This window comes from Ramlibacter humi, assembly GCF_004681975.1.
Classification (GTDB): domain Bacteria; phylum Pseudomonadota; class Gammaproteobacteria; order Burkholderiales; family Burkholderiaceae_C; genus Ramlibacter; species Ramlibacter humi.
Map to the genome: position 1 here is coordinate 357412 of NZ_SMLK01000002.1, position 15311 is coordinate 372722.

A 15311-nucleotide genomic window follows, 5' to 3' on the forward strand; every position below is an offset into this window, starting at 1 on the left:
CATTTTTGTCTTCTCCCCGGCTGCCTCTGCCGGATGGCGCGCACTATAGGAACGAACTTGAGCGCCGCCATCGGCATTCCCCCTAGCGTCATCGGCCCGCAACGAATCCTTGGTGCGTGCCCCCACGACTGCCCGGACACCTGTGCGCTCGTCACCACCGTCGTCGACGGCGTGGCCACTCGCGTGCAGGGAAACCCTGACCACCAGCCGACCGACGGCGTGCTGTGCGCGAAGGTCTCGCGCTATCCCGAACGCACCTACCACCCCGACCGCCTGCTGCACCCGCTGCGCCGCGTGGGGCCCAAAGGCTCGGGCCGCTTCGAGCGGGTGAGCTGGGACGAGGCCCTCGACGACATCGCGGACCGCCTGAAGCCCATCGCCGCGCGCGACCCGCAAGGCATCCTGCCTTACAGCTACTGCGGCACCATGGGCCTGGTGCAGGGCGAAGGCATGGCCATGCGTTTCTTCCACCGGCTGGGCGCCACGCTCCTGGACCGCACCATCTGCGCCAGCGCGGGTGCCGCGGGCCTGGTGCACACGCTGGGCGCGAAGGTCGGCATGAAGGTGGAGTTCTTCGCCGAAGCGAAGCTGATCCTGATCTGGGGCAGCAACTCCATCACGAGCAACCTGCATTTCTGGCGGCTGGCGCAGGAAGCCAAGCGGCAGGGCGCGAAACTGGTGTGCATCGACCCGCGCCGCACCGAGACCGCGGAGAAGTGCCACGAGCACCTGCAGATCCTGCCCGGCACCGACGCCGCGCTTGCCTTTGCGCTGATGCACGAGCTGGTAGCCAACGACTGGCTGGACCACGACTACCTGGCGCGGCACACGCTGGGGTGGGACGCGCTGCGCGAACGCGCGCTGCGCTGGACCCCCGAGCGCGCGGCGGCCGTTTGCGGCATCGACGCGCAGCGCATCCGCGACCTGGCGCGCGACTACGGCACCATCCGGCCGGCGGCCATCCGCCTCAACTACGGCGTGCAGCGCGTGCGCGGCGGCGGCAACGCCACGCGTGCCGTCGCCAGCCTTCCCGCGCTGGTGGGTGCGTGGCGGCATCGTGCCGGCGGCGTGCTGCTTTCCAGCTCGGGCTGGTCCACCGCCGACCGTGCCGCGACGCAGCGTCCCGACCTACTGGCCGGCCGCTCGCCGCGCGTCATCAACATGAGCACCATCGGCGACGACCTGCTGCGCGAGGCTTCGCCTTCGTTCGGGCCGAAGGTCGAAGCGGTCGTCGTCTACAACAGCAACCCAGTGGCGGTGGCGCCGGACTCGTCGAAAGTCGTGCGCGGCTTCGCGCGCGAAGACCTGTTCACCGTGGTGCTGGAGCAGTTCCACACCGACACCGTGGACTACGCCGACTACGTGCTGCCCGCCACCACGCAGCTGGAACACTGGGACCTGCACACGGCCTATGGCCATACCGACGTGCTGCTCAACCGCCCGGCCATCGCACCAGTGGGCGAGGCGCGCACGAACACGCAGGTGTTCCGCGAGCTGGCCACGCGCATGGGGTTCACCGATCCTTGCTTCGGCGACAGCGACGAAGCGATGTGCCGCCAGGCCTGCGGCGACCGCATCGATTTCCAGCAACTGCTGGACCGCGGCTACACCGCGCTGCCCGTGCCGGACGCGCCTTTCGCGGAAGGACGATTCCCCACCGCTTCGGGCAAGTGCGAGTTCTTCAGCGCCACGCTGGCGAAGCAGGGGCTGGACGGCCTGCCGGACCATCTGCCCAACTACGAGAGCCTGGGCTCGTCGCCGCAATACCCGCTGGCGATGATCTCCCCGCCGGCGCGCAACTTCCTCAATTCCACCTTTGTCAACCTGCAAAGCCTGCGCGACATCGAGCGCGAGCCGGTGCTGGAGATTCACCCCGACGACGCGGCGCCGCGCGGCATCGCCACGGGCGCGGTGGTGCGCGTGTTCAACGAGCGTGGCGAATACCACTGCAAGGCCGAGGTCAGCGCCCGCGCGCGGCCCGGCGTGGTCAACGGGCTGGGCATCTGGTGGCGCAAGTTCGGCCTGGCCGGCACCAACGTCAACGAGCTCACCAGCCAGCGTCTGACGGACATGGGCAACGGCCCGGTGTTCTACGACTGTCTGGTGGACGTGCGGGCGGCGTGAAGAAAGGCGGGTGGGTGGTGGCATCGGGGCTGGGAGCGATCGCGCTGGCGTTGTCGCTCCTGTGCCTGACCGGATGCTCGAACCTGGGCTACTACTGGCAATCGGCCACGGGGCACCTGCGCGTGATGCAGGCCAGCAAGCCGGTGGACGAATGGCTGCAGGACCAGGCCGCGTCGCCCAAGTTGAAGGAAAGGCTGGCGCTCAGCCAGCGCATCCGCGCGTTCGCGTCCAGCGAACTGCACCTGCCCGACAACCCCAGCTACCGCCGCTACGCCGACCTGCACCGCAACGCGGTGATCTGGAACGTGGTGGCCGCGCCCGAGTTCTCGCTCAAGCTCAAGACCTGGTGCTTCCCCGTCACCGGTTGCGTGGGGTACCGCGGCTACTACGACGAGAGCGATGCCAAGGCCGAAGCCGCGGAACTGCGCCAGGAAGGCTACGAAGCCGCCACCTACCCGGTGCCCGCGTACTCCACGCTCGGCTGGATGAACTGGGCCGGCGGCGACCCGCTGCTGAACACCTTCATCGGCTACCCCGAAGGCGAACTCGCGCGCCTGATCTTCCACGAGCTGGCGCACCAGGTGGTGTACGCCAAGGACGACACCGTGTTCAACGAGTCGTTCGCCACCGCGGTGGAAAGGCTGGGCGTGCAGCGCTGGCTGCTCACGCGCGCCAGCGAGGAGGCGCGCATCGACTATGCCAGCTACGACGCGCGGCGCAACCAGTTCCGCGCGCTCACGCGCGGCACGCGCGACCGCCTGCAGGCGGTCTACGAAGACAAGTCGCTCACCGGTGCGCAGCGCCGCGAGCGCAAGGAGCAGGTGCTGGCGCAGTTCCGCGCCGACTACGTGAAGCTGCGCGACAGCTGGGGCATCGACCCGGCGCGCCTGCGCGGCTACAACGAGTGGGTGGCCGGCGCGAACAACGCCTCGTTCGGCGCGCAGGCCGCGTACGACGACCTGGTGCCGGGCTTCGAGGGGCTGTTCGCCTCGCTCGGCGGCGACTGGGTGCGCTTCTATGATGAGGCGAAGCGCCTGGCGAAGCTGCCCAAGGAAGAACGCCACCAGTACCTGAAAGACAAGGAGAAAGCCCGTGCCTGACATCCACATCGAACGTGAGCACCAGCTGGGCCTGCCCAAGGCGCGCGAACTCGCCTTCCGCTGGGCGGAGACCGCCGAACAAAAGCTGGACATGGAGTGCACGTACGAGGAAGGCAAGGCGGAAGACCTGGTCAGCTTCACCCGTTCGGGCGTGAACGGCGAGCTGCGCGTCACCAAGGACCGCTTCGAGCTGCACGCCCGCCTGGGCTTCCTGCTGGGGGCGTTCAAGGACCGCATCGAGACCGAGATCACGAACAACCTGGACGAGCTGCTGGGCCACGGCGACCCGCTGCAGGCTTTCGACGACGGCGTGGCGAAGCACTCGAAGAAGGCGGCGCACAAGCCGGCGAAGGCGCCCGCCAGAGGCGCGGCCAAGGCGCCGGCCAAATCGGCGGCGAAAGCGAAGAAGGCGTGAGCGGGCCTGCCGCGTCCGGGCCGCTGGCCGGCCTGAAGGTCCTGGAACTGGGCCAGCTGATCGCCGGCCCGTTCGCCGCCAAGACGCTGGCCGACTTCGGCGCCGACGTGGTGAAGGTCGAGCCTCCCGGCGTGGGCGACCCGCTGCGCCGCTGGCGGCTGCTGAAGGACGGCACCTCGGTGTGGTGGCAGGTGCAGTCGCGCAACAAGCGTTCCATCGCGCTGGACCTGCGCCAGCCGCAGGCGCAGGACATCGTGCGCAAACTGGCGGCCGAAGCCGACGTGCTGATCGAGAACTTCCGCCCCGGCGCCCTGGAGGGCTGGGGCCTGGGCCCAAAGCAACTGCTGGGATCGAACCCGCGCCTGGTGATGCTGCGCATCAGCGGCTACGGCCAGACCGGCCCCTACCGCGACCGCCCGGGCTTTGGCGTGGTGGCCGAAGCGATGGGCGGCCTGCGCCACCTGACGGCGGAGCCGGGCCGAGTGCCGGTGCGCGTGGGCGTGTCCATCGGCGACACGCTGGCTTCGCTGCACGGCGTCATCGGCATCCTGATGGCGCTCCACGAACGCCAGCGCAGCGGCCAGGGGCAGGTGATCGACGTCGCGCTGTACGAAGCGGTGTTCAACTGCATGGAAAGCCTGCTGCCCGAGTACAGCGCGTTCGGCGCCGTGCGCGAAGCGGCCGGCAGTGCGCTGCCCGGCATCGCGCCGACCAACGCTTACCGCTGCAGCGACGGCGGCTACGTGCTGGTGGCCGGCAACGGCGACAGCATCTTCAAGCGGCTGATGGCCGCCATCGGGCGCGCGGACCTGGCCAACGATCCGGCGCTGGCCTCGAACGAAGGCCGCGTGAAGCGCGTGCAGGAACTGGACGCCGCCATCGGCGGCTGGGCCGCGCAGCGCGCCGTCACCGAAGCTCTCGCCGTGCTGGACACCGCCGAAGTGCCGGCGGGGCGCATCTACACCGTGGCCGACATCGCGGCCGACCCGCACTACCGCGCGCGCGGCATGCTGCAGGAAGTGGCGATGGACGACGGCAGCAGGATCGCCGTGCCGGGCATCGTGCCCAAGCTGTCGCGCACGCCGGGCGGCCAGCACCGCAACGCGCCGGCGCTGGGGCAGGACACGGATGCGGTGCTGAAGGAGATCGGCCTCACGCCGCGGCAGATCGCGGCGCTGAGGGAGAAAGGCGTGATCGCCTAGCGGCGGCTCAACTCAGGGACTTGATCAGGTCCACGTACTGCTGCATGGCGTCGTCGGACGAAGTGCCCTTCATGCCGTTCCACGCGTCCCACTTGGCGCGGCCCACCATGTCGCCGAAGCCGGGTTTCTTCTCGGTGTTGTCACCCGTGGTGGCCTGCTTGTACAGCGCGTAGATCTTCAGCAAGGTGGTGTTGTCCGGGCGCTCGCTCAGTTTCTTGGAGTTGGCGACGGCGGCTTCGAAATCGGCTTTGAGGTCGGACACGGGTGGGCTCCTTGCGGGAAAGTTCGCGGTATCTTAAGCGCGGGCCCGCGCCCACAATAGGGACCTTCGTCCAACCACGGGACTCCCAACGCATGGTCACCCGAATCGTCCGCCAGCTCGATCCCCAGGCCGCCACCGCTGCCGCGAAGCGCGCCACCGGCCGCGTGGTGCGCGACGCCTCGCGCGTGGCCAGCGGCGTGCTGGGCCTGGCCGGCGAGCGCATGACCAAGGTGGACACGGCCTGGCTGCGCATGGACTCCGACGTCAACCAGATGATGATCATCGGCGTCTGGACCCTGCGGCCCCGCGTGTCGTACGAGCAGCTGTGCAAGCGCGTGGACGAAAGGCTCCTGAAGTACCCGCGCTTCCGCCAGCGCGTGTTCGAAGACGCCGCGGGCGCCAACTGGGTGGACGTGCCGGGCCTCGACGTGCACCAGATGGTGGTGCGCGAGACGCTCAAGTCGCGCAAGGGCGGCGAACAGGCCGCGCTGCAGGACCGCGTGGGCGAACTGGCGATGGAACCGCTGGACCGCAAGCGGCCGCTGTGGCAGATCCACCTGGTCGAGGACTACGACGGCGGCAGCGCGCTCATCTTCCGCATCCACCACTGCATCGCCGACGGCATCGCGCTGATCTCGGTGACCATGTCGCTGGTGGACGGCGGCAACCCGCCGCCCGAGCGCAAGCGCCGCGCGGCGCCGCAGGGCGCGGAAGACTGGATCGCCGAGACCTTGGTCAAGCCGCTGACCGACATCACCGTGAAGGCGCTCGACGCCGCTGGTGGCGGCGCCGTGAAGTCGCTGCAGATGCTGCGCGACCCGCAGGCCGGCATGAGCGGCTCGATGGAGATCGCGCGCCTGGCCTACCAGGTGCTCAGCGACGGCGCGGCGATGGCGCTGATGCCGGACGATTCGAAGACCCGGCTGAAAGGCCGGCCGGGTGGCAAGAAGCGAGTGGCCTGGTGCGAGCCGCTGCCGCTGGAGGAAGTGAAGGCGGTGGGCAAGGCGCTCAACTGCTCGGTCAACGACGTGCTGCTGTCCTGCGTGGCGGGCGCCATCGGCGAGTACCTGCGCGCGCAGGGCGACGACGTGAAAGGGCAGGAGATCCGCGCCATGGTGCCGGTGAACCTGCGGCCGCTGGACCAGGCCTGGAAACTGGGCAACCGTTTCGGCCTGGTGCCGCTGGTGCTGCCCATCGGCATCGAAAACCCGATCGAGCGAGTGTACGAAGTGCGCCGGCGCATGGGCCAGCTGAAAGGCAGCACGCAGCCCATCCTGGCCTTCGGCGTGCTCACGCTGGCGGGCCTGCTGGTGAAGCCGGCGCAGGACGCCATCATGGCCATGTTCGGCAACAAGACCACGGCGGTGATGACCAACGTGCCGGGCCCGCGCGAGAAGCTGAAGCTGCTGGGGGCGACGCTGGAGCAGTCGATGTTCTGGGTGCCGCAGTCCGGCAACATCGGCCTGGGCGTGTCCATCCTCAGTTACGGCGGCGGCGTGCAGTTCGGCGTCATCACCGACACCGCGCTGTGCCCGCAACCGCAGGCCATCATCGACGAGTTCGAGCCCGAATTCGCCAAGCTGTCGCTGGTGACGCTGATGCTGCCGTGGGGCGACTGACGAGCTTCAGCCTTCGGCCGAGTTGACCGGCATGTCCCCCAGCCGGAAGTTGGCGAATTCTTCCTCGTAGGCGATCGCCAGCTCGTCCTTCTTCTTTGCCCCGAGCACCTTGCCGGCCAGCTGGAAGATGGCGTGTTCCTCGTCCTCGAGGTGGTGGAACACCTTGTGGTGCAGCTTCCTGAAGTGCGCCAGCCAGCCGGGCGACGACATTTCCAGCTTGGTCAGCTCGTCCACCATCTCGTCCATCTCGTGGTGCTCGGCCATGCCGTGCCGGGCCTGGGCCATCGATTCGTCGTGCTCGATCAGCGGCAGGTAGAAGCAGCGCTCCTCGGCCGCCGCGTGCGCAGCCAGTTCGTGCTTGAGCTGGTTGAAGAGGTTGCGGCGCTCGGTGGATGCGCCCTCGGTCTGCAGGATTTGCGTGGCCAGGGCGCGCTGGGTGTCGTGCGACAGGCGCAGGGCTTCGAAGATGTTCATGCGCGGCAGTCTGGGCGAGCCGCCTCGCGAAAGCTGTAGGCGCAGGCCCCGCCCGCAAGCCCAGCGGTGGCCTACTCCTGCAGTTCCGCCTGGGCCAGCGCCACGTCCAGCCGCTCGGAAGCATCCATCGGCTCGACGGCCGCGGCGCGCTCGTACAGTTCGGTGGCATCGGCGAGCTTGGCCTCGCCTTCCAGCATCACCAGCCCGTTGGCGTACTCGATCAGGCCGATGGCCGACTGCGGGTGCAGCTTCAGCGCTTCCTGGAACAGCTTCAGGCCGGTCTGCTTCCTCGCGCCGTAGGTCATGCCGCCGATCAGCGCGCCGACCTTGTCGATGACCTCGGCATGAAACGAGGCCAGCGCGATGTGCGCATCGGCATGGCGCGGATTGAGCTTGATCGCCTTTTCCAGCGAATCCTTCACCTTGCCGCCCAGCCCCTGCGCCAGCGCCTTGGCCACGCTGATGGCCTGGCTGTAGCGCCCCAGCGCGTAGCCGTGCAGGTGCCAGGCCGCGGCGTTCTGCGGGTCGCGCAGCGCATGGGCTTCCGCCCGCCGGGCGACTTCGACGAACAGCTCCTGCCGCGCCTTTTCCTTCTTCTCGAGGTAGGTGGCGTAGATGCAGACCGCCTTGTTGGCGGCGTTCAGGCCCGCGCCGCCGGCCTGCAGCCCGGCTTCCATCGCCTGCTGGAACTCGCCGCGGTGGAAGTGCGTCCAGGCTTGCAACACCGCCGGATCCTTCGGCAGCGGCTCGGCGTCGCCCGCATGCAGCCGCGCCCAGCGCGCCTGCACGTCGGCCGGCGAGTAGTCGAACTCGCCGGCGTGCGGGAACGGTGCCCACTTGGCCACGTTGTCTTGTCTCCTGTGCTCTACGGCTCTTGCGGTCCCGGCGATGAGTACGCGCTCACCAGTCCGAGCAGGTGCATGCGCTGGCCGTGTTCGAGATAGGGTACCAGCAGATTGAGCACGTGGTGGGCTCCGCGCAGCAAAGCGGCCTGCGCGCTTTCGGGTTCCAGCGCACGCCGCGGGTCGCGCACGTACTCGTAGCTCAACCAATAGGTCAGCACCACCACCATGCTGGTGGCGGTGGGCTCCAGTTCGCGCGAATCGATGCTGACCGAGCCGGCGCGGCTCATGCCATCGAGCAGCGCGCGCACCGCGCGGGTCTTGTTCTTCAACACCCACTGGAAGTGCGTTTCCAGCCGGCGGTTCTTCGACAGCAGGTCGTTCAGGTCGCGGTACAGGAAGCGGTACTGCCAGATCAGCTCGAACAGCGTGTGCATGAAGAACCAGGCGTCCTCCACGTCGCGCACGCCGTCGGCGGCATTCAGCAGTTCGGACAGCGCGCGCTCGTAGCGGTCGAACAGCGCGTTGATCAGTTCGTCCTTGGCCGGGTAGTGGTAATACAGGTTCCCCGGGCTGATGCCCAATTCCGCCGAAATGAGCGTGGTGGACACGTTCGGCTCGCCGAACCGGTTGAACAGGTCCAGCGTGACTTCCAGGATGCGTTCGGCTGTGCGCCGCGGAGCCTTCTTCGCCATGGTGTCAGGCCGCGCGCGGCGGCTCGTTCTTCTTGCTCGTCCTCATGGTGGGCAGTGTAGGTTCGCGCGCGGGGCGCGGCTGCTGCGTTGCAGCAAGGACGCCCATGAAAAAGCCGCCCGAAGGCGGCCCGTTGCGCGGAAGCGCCGCGGCTTCAGCCGGCCGACTTCTTCGCCGGCGCGCGCTTGCGCGCCGGCTTGGGCTGGCCGCCGGCGGGGCTGGCCTTCTTCGCGGGCGCCGCGCGGCCGGCCGCCTTCACCTGCCGCTCCAGTTCGTCGATGCGGGCGACCAGAGCGTCCACGTCGCGGGCCGACGGCACGCCCAGCTTCTTCAGCGCGCGCGAGACGCGTTCCTCGAAGATGCTTTCCAGCTTGTCCCATTGGCCCGATGCGCGCGACGAGACGTCGGCGGCCATGCTGGCCATGCGGTTGGTGGCCTCGGAGAGCTTCTCTTCCGCGGCGGCCTGGGTCTTGCGCTGGATGGTCATGCCTTCCTTGACCAGCGCGTCGAACACCTTGGTGCCTTCCTCCTGCGCCTTGGCGAAGGCGCCCAGGCCCGCCAGCCAGATCTGGCTGGCCGATTCCTTGACCGTGCCGCCCAGGGGAGCGGACGACTTGCTGCCGGCGGCGCTGCCGGTGGACTTCATTTTCGTGACCATGGAAGGCTCCGTGGGTTGCGTGAGTGGCGACGCGCCAAATGTACGTCGCGGGCGTCCCGCGTGTTAGGTGGCGATTCCTAACCTTCTCGATGGGCCTGCCCAGGCCCGCGCGGGTTTTCGCGGGATCATCTCGCCACCGCCCGGGCCCAGAATCGCCGGGCCAACTTCGAACAATCTCCCCGGAGGAATTCCATGCACTACTTCGTCACCGGCGCCACCGGCTTCATCGGCAAGCGGCTGGTCCGCAAGCTCCTGGAGCGCAAAGGCTCGGTCGTGCACTTCCTGATCCGCCGCGAAAGCGAGGGCAAAGTGGCGGCGCTGCGCGAGTACTGGGGCGTGCCGGCCTCGCGCGCGGTGCCCGTGTTCGGCGACCTGACGGCGAAGAAGCTGGGCGTGGCGGCGGACGAACTGAAGGCGCTGAAAGGCCAGGTCGACCACGTCTACCACCTGGCCGCGGTGTACGACCTGGAAGCCGACGAGGAAAGCCAGGTGGCGGTGAACATCGACGGCACGCGCCACGCGGTGGAATTCGCCAAGGCGGTGGACGCCGGGCACTTCCACCACGTGTCTTCCATCGCCGCGGCCGGCCTGTACGAAGGCGTGTTCCGCGAGGACATGTTCGACGAGGCCGAGAACTACGAGCACCCGTACTTCATGACCAAGCACGAGAGCGAGAAGGTCGTTCGCACGGAATGCAAGGTGCCGTGGACCGTGTACCGGCCCGCGATGGTGGTGGGCGACAGCCAGTCGGGCGAGATGGACAAGATCGACGGCCCGTACTACTTCTTCAAGCTGATCCAGCGCATGCGCCAGCTGCTGCCGCCGTGGATGCCCGCGGTGGGCCTGGAAGGCGGCCGCGTGAACATCGTGCCGGTGGACTTCGTGGTCGACGCGCTCGACCACATCAGCCACCTGGAAGGCACGAAGGGCCGCTGCTACCACCTGGTGGACCCGGTGGGCTACCGCGTGGGCGACGTGCTGGACATCTTCTCGCGCGCCGCGCACGCGCCGCGCATGAACCTGTTCATCAACGCGGCGCTGCTGGGGTTCATTCCCAAGAGCGTGAAGAAGGGCCTGATGGCCGTGGCGCCCGTGCGGCGCATCCGCAACGCGGTGATGAAGGACCTGGGCCTGCCCGAGGACATGCTCACCTTCGTCAACTACCCCACGCGCTTCGACTGCCGCGAGACGCTGGCCGCGCTGAAGGGCGCGGGCATAGCATGCCCCAACCTGAAGGACTACGCCTGGCGCCTGTGGGACTACTGGGAGCGCCACCTCGACCCCGACCTGCACATCGACCGCAGCCTGAAGGGCACGGTGGGCGGCAAGGTGGTGCTGGTGACCGGCGGCTCTTCGGGCATCGGCCTGGCGGCGGCACACAAGTTCGCCGAAGCCGGCGCGGTCACCATCATCTGCGGCCGCGACCAGGACAAGCTGGACGAAGCCTGCGCCGAAGCCAAGTCACGCGGCTACGCGTTCGTCGCCTACCCGGCCGACCTGTCGGACATGAACGACGTCGACCGCTTCGTGAAGCTGCTGGAGCAGAACCACGGCGGCGTCGATTTCCTGGTCAACAACGCCGGCCGCTCCATCCGCCGCGCCATCGAGTCCAGCTACGACCGCTTCCACGACTACGAGCGCACCATGCAGCTCAATTACTTCGGCTGCCTGCGCATCACCATGGGCCTGATGCCGGGCATGGTGGCCAAGCGCAAGGGCCACGTGGTGAACATCAGCTCCATCGGCGTGCTGACCAACGCGCCGCGCTTCTCGGCTTACGTGGCCAGCAAGGCCGCGCTCGACGCCTGGACCCGCTGCGCCGCCAGCGAATTCCAGGACCAGGGCATCACTTTCACCACCATCAACATGCCGCTGGTGCGCACGCCCATGATCGCGCCCACCAAGATCTACAACAACGTGCCCACGTTGTCGCCCGAGCAGGCCGCCGACATGATCGCGGAAGCGTGCATCTACAAGCCCGTGCGCGTCGCCACCCGCCTGGGCATCACCGGCCAAGTGCTGCACGCCCTGGTGCCCAAGGTGGCGCAGATCGTCATGAACACCAGCTTCCGCATGTTTCCGGATTCGTCGGCCGCTAAGGGGGACAAGGGGGCGAAGCCGCAGCTGTCGCCGGAGGCGATCGCGATGCAGCAGATGATGCGGGGGATTCACTTCTGAGGCGCAGAGCCGCCTCGGTCAGGCGGCGCCGATCGCGTCCCGCAACGTTTGCACCACGGTCTCCTGCTGTTCCGGCGTCAGGCCGAGCCAGAGGGGCAGACGGACCAGCCGAGATGCGATGGAGTCTGTGACGGCGAGGTCGCCGGCCGTGCGCCCGTATTTGCGCCCGGCAGGCGAGCTGTGCAGCGGGACGTAGTGGAACAATCCGTAGATGCCGGCGTCCTTCATGGCGGCCAGCACACGCGAGCGGTCGATGCGCTCGTCGAGCAGCACGTAGTACATGTGCGCGTTGTGCTGGCAATGCGACGGGACGACCGGGCGCCGAAGCAGTCCTTGCGCCTCCAGCGGCGCGCAGGCGGCGTGGTAACGGTCCCAGGCCTGCAGCCTGGCCCTGGTGATGGATCCGGACTCCTGCAGCTGCGCCCACAGGAAGGCCGCGACCAGCTCACTCGGCAGGTAGGACGACCCGACGTCCTGCCAGGTGTACTTGTCGACTTGCCCGCGGTAGAAGCGGCTGCGGTCGGTGCCCTTCTCGCGGATGATTTCCGCGCGCTCGACCAGCCGGTCGTCGTTCACCAGCAAGGCTCCGCCTTCGCCCGAGATGACGTTCTTGGTCTCATGGAAGCTCAGGGTGCCCAGGGCGCCGATGGTCCCCAGCGGCCGCCCCCGGTAGGACGATTCGCTGCCCTGTGCCGCGTCTTCCACGACCGCCAGGCCGTACCGGCTCGCGATGGCCATCAGTTCATCCATCTCGCAGGACACGCCGGCGTAGTGGACCGGCGCGATGGCTTTGGTCCGGGGGGTGATGGCGGCTTCGACCAGCCGCTCGTCCAGGTTGAGCGTGTCGGGCCGGACGTCCACGAACACCGGCACACCCCCGCGCAGCACGAAGGCGTTTGCCGTCGACACGAAGGTATAGCTGGGCATGATGACTTCGTCGCCCGGACGGATGTCCAGCAGCAGCGCCGCCATCTCGAGCGCGGCTGTGCACGAATGCGTGAGCAGCGCCCGGCGCGTGCCCGTGTGCTGCTCCAGCCATGCGCTGCACTGGCGGGTGAAGGGGCCGTCACCGGCCAGGTGGGCGTTCTGGTGCGCCTGCTGGATGTACTCCAGCTCCCGGCCGGTCATGTAGGGACGGTTGAATCCGATCTTATTGGCCATCTTTCGCCTTTCCCAGACGCGCCTGGCGCCGCGCGCGGTAGTCGTCCGCCGAGTCGGCGGGCCTGTAGGTGGAGCCGCTGCGGCGCACGGCCAGCGGACTCGCGCCTGCCGGAGCATCGAGCGTGACCTGCTGGGCCAGCAAGGGAATGCCGAACAGCGTGTTCACCGCGCGCCGCGGCGCATTGCTGCGGTTGGTGCCGCCGCGATGGAAGGTCATCGCGTCGAACACGACGAGCGAGCCGGCCGGCGCGTCCACCCCGTGCTCCCAGCCGCGGATGAAGGCGTCGCTGGGCAGGTGCGGGAAGCGATGGGACGCCGGCAGGAAGGTGGTGCCGCCGCTCTCGCCATTGAACGGATCCAGAGTGCAGAGGAAACCCAGAGCGATCGGCGCGCTGTTCACCCAGCTCTGGTAGGGCAGGTCGCGGTGCCACCTTTGCTGCTGGTGGCGCTGGCCGGCCGCCGGCATGACCACACCGTTTTGCTGCAGCACGATGGCGGCCGGGCCGAGCAGGCGTTCGACGATGCAGTCCACCACCGGATGCTCGATCAGGCTCCAGAACAGCGAGTCTTCGCAACAAGGCGCGCGCACCTGGCCCGATTCGCCGATGGCCTGCAAGGCGTCGTCGCCGCCCGCGCGGGCGGTTTGTTCCTGCAGCAAGCGATCCAACGCGGAGCCGAGCTGCGTCACCAGGGACGGTTCCAGCGCATCTGGAAGCACCGCGAACCCGACCCGCTCCAGGCTCTCGAGAGCTTCCGAAAGCCACCCGGGGTCGCCGGGGTTCTGCGCTGCGCGCGTGGCGCCATAACTTTGTTCGACCATCAGGTCCTCCTCTCAGGCCGCAACGAGATCATCCCAGGAGAGGCAACGGATGCCCGCGGCCTCGAAGCGCGCGCGCAGCCGAGCCTGCCATCGGGGGTGCGTGGCCAGCAGCAACTGGTGCCGATCCGGCTCGAGCTGGGCGGGGTCGATGACGGGCAAGCCCCAGTCGTCGCCCACCGGGACGTCGGCGCTGATCGCGTGGACACGCGACCACGCCCGCGGGGCGTAAGCCCTGAGCGTCTGTGCCGCCTCGCCGTTGCCGAAGGCCACCAGGTGCTTCTCCGGGAGCGTGCGCTCCAGCAGGTTGGCATCCAGCGCGGCCCAGCGGCCCAGGTAGCCGCCGCGCTGCCTTGCCAGGGCCAGGCTGGGCAGGCGCTGTGTCCGCAAGGAGGTGAGCGCTCCGATCGGGAAGCGTCCGTGTGCCAGTCGCAGTCCCTGGAAGCCCGCCGGCGCGCGGAGAGCCGACTTGGCCTCCAGCCCGCTGCACGCGGCCAGTGTCCGCACGGTCTCCGTGGAAAGGGTGTGCAGGTGGTCGTTGAGCAGGAGCTCGGACGAAGGCGTCCTGTCGTCGGGCCAGACGAGCACGCAGATACCACCCGGCCGCAATGCCCTCGCGATCCCGGAGAGGAACGCCGCGGGCGCCGTTGTGTGCTCCAGGACGTTGATGCTCACCACAAGGTCGGCCACGAGGCCGGGGCCGAGCGTCGGCGCGGTGTCAATACCGCGCTGGGCGGCCTGGGCGCGCGGCAGCGCCGCGGGTTCCACGCCCATCCTGCGCGCAGCCGGCCAGCGGCGACCCAGCAGCGTCAGCAGCGCCCCGTTGCCGCAACCGACGTCGAGGATGGCCGCAGGCGCACTGGGGATGGCGTCGGCGACGACGTCGGCGTAGCCCGAGTGCCGTTGCAGGTCGAAGGCGTTGTCGGCCTTGGCATTCAGCACGTAGGCCGGTTCGGCCGAGCGGGCCTTGTGGAAGGTCCTTTCCGCCGCGCGGAACACCGATGCGCAGGCCACGCAGTGCCACTTGGACAAGGGCTGGCCCACCACCAGGCCGTCGCTGCGCATGGATCGCGTGCCGGGCGAGGGCAGGGCGATGGTGTCCGCGCTGCCGCAGACGGAACAGGGGCGGGCCCGGGTGCGCAGCCTCATGGCGTCGCGGTCGCCTCCATGATGCAATGGGTGTAGGGGATCCAGCGGCGGTGCCGCACCAGCACGCGCACATCGTCGAAACGCCTGCGCATCAGCTGCTCGTAACCCTCCTTCGTCCTTACGTTCTGCCCACGGTCGTTCTCGATCAGGAGCCTGGCGATGCGGCTCTGGCCGTCGGCAAAGACGGGGTCGATCGTGACGAGCCGGCCGCCCGGCTTGAGCGCGGCCCGCGCGGTGCTCAGCAGGCCGGTGGCCACTGCGTCGTCCATGTGGTGGAGCACACCCGTCGCGAGCACGATGTCGAACGGCTCCAGGCCGGCGACGTCGGCTGGCGAGAGTTCCTTGCAGGTGAAGGTGCCGTTCTCGCCGAACCTCCGGCGAGCGCTGTCGATGTAGCCCGGATCGATGTCAAAGCCCCAATACTTCACGGGCGGCAGGTAGCCGAGGATGTCGGCAGGCCCGCAGCCGATGTCCAGGATCGCGTCGCCGGGGCGGGCGCGGATGTGCGTGCGGGCCAGGTAGGTCCAGCCGGAGCGCGCTCCCATCGCGTACTGGAAGGCCGTGTACAGGGCCGGGAGGTTCAGGCACGCGCGGATGCCGGTAGTGATCTGGCTCAT

At 68.7% G+C, this 15311-nt stretch carries 15 protein-coding genes; 6 read left to right on the plus strand and 9 right to left on the minus strand.

Annotated features, from left to right (window positions below; translation table 11 throughout):
• The first annotated feature begins 33 nt into the window (after positions 1 to 33).
• Genes EZ216_RS09115 through EZ216_RS09130 form a run of 4 tightly spaced genes read left to right on the plus strand, consistent with a single transcriptional unit; the run spans position 34 to position 4841 of the window.
• On the plus strand, positions 34 to 2124 hold the full coding sequence (locus EZ216_RS09115; protein WP_135249429.1) for a molybdopterin-containing oxidoreductase family protein: 2091 nt from the start codon (positions 34 to 36) through the stop codon (positions 2122 to 2124).
• Positions 2121 to 3224, plus strand: a complete 1104-nt coding sequence (locus EZ216_RS09120; protein ID WP_439126726.1) for an aminopeptidase — start codon at positions 2121 to 2123, stop codon at positions 3222 to 3224. The genes EZ216_RS09115 and EZ216_RS09120 overlap by 4 nt, the downstream gene beginning before the upstream one ends.
• A complete protein-coding gene (locus tag EZ216_RS09125) occupies positions 3217 to 3639 on the plus strand; it encodes a polyhydroxyalkanoic acid system family protein (RefSeq protein ID WP_135249430.1) in 423 nt (140 codons plus the stop codon). Before EZ216_RS09120 ends, EZ216_RS09125 begins: the two co-directional genes overlap by 8 nt.
• Positions 3636 to 4841, plus strand: a complete 1206-nt coding sequence (locus EZ216_RS09130; RefSeq protein WP_135249431.1) for a CaiB/BaiF CoA transferase family protein — start codon at positions 3636 to 3638, stop codon at positions 4839 to 4841. Before EZ216_RS09125 ends, EZ216_RS09130 begins: the two co-directional genes overlap by 4 nt.
• Before the next feature lie 7 nt (positions 4842 to 4848).
• Here the strand turns inward: EZ216_RS09130 and EZ216_RS09135 are convergent, their stop codons facing one another.
• Positions 4849 to 5103 carry an acyl-CoA-binding protein gene (locus tag EZ216_RS09135; RefSeq protein WP_135249432.1) on the minus strand — a complete coding sequence of 85 codons (255 nt, stop codon included), beginning with the start codon at positions 5101 to 5103 and terminating at the stop codon, positions 4849 to 4851.
• A 92-nt stretch (positions 5104 to 5195) separates the two neighbouring features.
• On the opposite strand from EZ216_RS09135, the gene EZ216_RS09140 reads away from it, so the two are divergent.
• Positions 5196 to 6722: a wax ester/triacylglycerol synthase family O-acyltransferase gene (locus EZ216_RS09140; protein WP_338050535.1), complete on the plus strand. Its 1527-nt coding sequence runs from the start codon at positions 5196 to 5198 to the stop codon at positions 6720 to 6722.
• A gap of 6 nt (positions 6723 to 6728) precedes the next feature.
• Here the strand turns inward: EZ216_RS09140 and EZ216_RS09145 are convergent, their stop codons facing one another.
• The 4 genes from EZ216_RS09145 to EZ216_RS09160 form a co-directional block, all read right to left on the minus strand.
• Complete coding sequence (locus EZ216_RS09145) at positions 6729 to 7196, minus strand: hemerythrin domain-containing protein (RefSeq protein ID WP_135249433.1); 468 nt, start codon at positions 7194 to 7196, stop codon at positions 6729 to 6731.
• 71 nt (positions 7197 to 7267) lie between these two features.
• On the minus strand, positions 7268 to 8041 hold the full coding sequence (locus EZ216_RS09150) for a tetratricopeptide repeat protein (protein WP_135249434.1): 774 nt from the start codon (positions 8039 to 8041) through the stop codon (positions 7268 to 7270).
• A gap of 20 nt (positions 8042 to 8061) precedes the next feature.
• Positions 8062 to 8733 carry a TetR/AcrR family transcriptional regulator gene (locus tag EZ216_RS09155; RefSeq protein WP_135249435.1) on the minus strand — a complete coding sequence of 224 codons (672 nt, stop codon included), beginning with the start codon at positions 8731 to 8733 and terminating at the stop codon, positions 8062 to 8064.
• Between the two features lie 152 nt (positions 8734 to 8885).
• Entirely contained in the window at positions 8886 to 9389 is a 504-nt protein-coding gene (locus EZ216_RS09160; RefSeq protein WP_135249436.1) for a phasin family protein, read from the minus strand.
• 192 nt (positions 9390 to 9581) lie between these two features.
• On the opposite strand from EZ216_RS09160, the gene EZ216_RS09165 reads away from it, so the two are divergent.
• Positions 9582 to 11567: an SDR family oxidoreductase gene (locus EZ216_RS09165; protein ID WP_135249437.1), complete on the plus strand. Its 1986-nt coding sequence runs from the start codon at positions 9582 to 9584 to the stop codon at positions 11565 to 11567.
• 18 nt (positions 11568 to 11585) lie between these two features.
• On the opposite strand, the gene rffA is transcribed toward EZ216_RS09165, so the two are convergent.
• From rffA to EZ216_RS09185, 4 genes are read right to left on the minus strand one after another with little or no spacing between them, the layout of a single operon-like run.
• Positions 11586 to 12728, minus strand: coding sequence for a dTDP-4-amino-4,6-dideoxygalactose transaminase (gene rffA, locus EZ216_RS09170; RefSeq protein ID WP_135249438.1), 1143 nt, complete (start codon positions 12726 to 12728; stop codon positions 11586 to 11588).
• On the minus strand, positions 12718 to 13548 hold the full coding sequence (locus EZ216_RS09175) for a phytanoyl-CoA dioxygenase family protein (RefSeq protein WP_135249439.1): 831 nt from the start codon (positions 13546 to 13548) through the stop codon (positions 12718 to 12720). The genes rffA and EZ216_RS09175 overlap by 11 nt, the downstream gene beginning before the upstream one ends.
• 12 nt (positions 13549 to 13560) lie before the next feature.
• Positions 13561 to 14694 (minus strand): class I SAM-dependent methyltransferase, encoded by a 1134-nt coding sequence (locus tag EZ216_RS09180; protein WP_135249440.1) that lies wholly within the window; start codon positions 14692 to 14694, stop codon positions 13561 to 13563.
• Positions 14691 to 15311 (minus strand): class I SAM-dependent methyltransferase, encoded by a 621-nt coding sequence (locus EZ216_RS09185; protein WP_135249441.1) that lies wholly within the window; start codon positions 15309 to 15311, stop codon positions 14691 to 14693. The genes EZ216_RS09180 and EZ216_RS09185 overlap by 4 nt, the downstream gene beginning before the upstream one ends.